The 1,828-nt window shown below is 38.6% G+C and carries 1 protein-coding gene; it reads left to right on the top strand.

What is annotated here, in order from left to right; translation table 11 throughout:
- Positions 1-168: 168 nt before the first annotated feature.
- Complete coding sequence (locus tag ACFSTH_RS11460; protein WP_377775836.1) at positions 169-1,671, top strand: DDE transposase; 1,503 nt, start codon at positions 169-171, stop codon at positions 1,669-1,671.
- The last annotated feature ends 157 nt before the right edge of the window (positions 1,672-1,828 follow it).

Genomic DNA, 1,828 nt, shown 5'->3' with positions numbered 1-1,828 from the left:
ATAGTCTCTCGGAAATTAAATTTCCGCTTTAGCTCTAGTCTTTCGACTAGGGCTTTTTATTGTTTCACCCCTAAATATGGAGTGCGAACGAAGGTTCCTCTTGACAAATTCACATCACCCCAATAATTGAATTGAAGTCATTAGAAATCTCGTATTGGGGGAATTGTTATGCTAAAAAATATTCGTTCTCATGAATCCTATCTGTCCTTTGTCATTGAGCAACTAGATGAAAACTATAAAGATAAAACATTTTTAAAAACCTTTTACTCTGAACCGATTATTTGGTGTTCTTTCATTGATCTTTCCGATACCGCTGAATTATTAAAACACCGTTATTCCTCTAATCCTAGAGGAAGAAAACCGCGCAATCCCTGTGATATGCTTCGGAGTTTAATGCTTATGCATTATCAACATGTCACCAGTGTGGACCAATGGGTGTTTATTCTGAAAACTACGCCAATTCTTGCGATTCTTAGTGGTTTTTCTCCTGATCATGTTCCTGGTGTAGGGACTTTTTACGATTTTTTCAATCGGCTCTGGCTTGCTTCAACCCCACATTTATCTAATAGAAAACAAAGAAAGCTAAAGAAACCAAGAAAGAAAGGTAAAAAAAATCAGAAACAAGAACCTACAAATCCTAGGATTGTTGAAAAATTGGTGAAACGCGCCTTGAAAAGAAAGGCAATACACTATACGCCAAAAGCTCATGATCAACTTCAAATTCTCTTTCAATCTTTGTTTGTCCAAAAATCGGCAGAAGCTGGATTATTAGGTCACACAACATCCATCAGCATTTTAGGCGATGGCTCCCCCGTTGTTACTGGTGGTAGAGCCTATGGTACGTTTCTTTGTGAGTGCCGTAAACAAGGAAACTGGAAGTGCCAATGTAATCGCCAATTCTCTGATTCTGATGCTGACTATGGCTGGGATAGTGCTAGAGAAAAATATTATTATGGGCGAAGCCTGTTCATGGTATCTGCTTCCGACAGTCCTTATGACTTACCCATCTATCCAAGACTCTACCGAGCGAGTAAACATGACGCTGTTTTATTCGTAAGTACGTTTCACGAACTCCAACATTGGTATGCAGATTGGACATTTGCTGAGGTCATTTTAGATTCGGCTTTAGACGCTTTGCCCATCTATGAAATGTTAGAACAATATAATATATCAGCCATCATTGACCTTAACCCAAGGCGTTCTAAACATTTTCAACACAAACAAATGGATATAAGCCTGAAAGGTGTTCCCGTTTGCCCCATTGGTCGAGAGATGATCCATTGGGGATTGAATCAAAAAACATATCGGCGTAAATGGCGTTGCCCAGCTGCCGTTGGCAAATGGACATGTCCAAATCCATGTTCTGATTCCAAGTACGGACGAACCTTTTATACAGCGACAAAGGACAATCCTCGTCTCTTTCCACGTATAAAACGTAACAGTAAGGAATGGCGTAAACGCTATGCCTTACGAACTGGAGTGGAGCGCTGTATTAAACGTCAAAAAGTGGATTATCGTTTGGAAAATTCAAGAGGAAGGAGTTCAAGACATTGGAATATTCGTACGTATATCATCGGCATGTGTCAGCATGCCGATGCATGGATAAAGGAAGCAAAGAAGAATAACTTTTCGGCTCTCAACCCGATTATTCAATCTTTTCTGTCCTTATAAAGTCATCTTAAAATATATTTTTCAAAAAATCCACTTCATGTGGTTTATTTGTTGTACATTTTTTGCATTGACTTTCAACATTCCAACCATTCCTCTTAAAACTAGTTTATAATCTCCAGAAAGCTCATTTTTAATCATTTAATTTCCGAGTATCTAT

Source organism: Paenibacillus yanchengensis (assembly GCF_042684845.1).
Taxonomy (GTDB): Bacteria; Bacillota; Bacilli; order Paenibacillales; family Paenibacillaceae; genus Pristimantibacillus; species Pristimantibacillus yanchengensis.
This window is presented reverse-complemented; position numbering and strand designations above follow the sequence as displayed.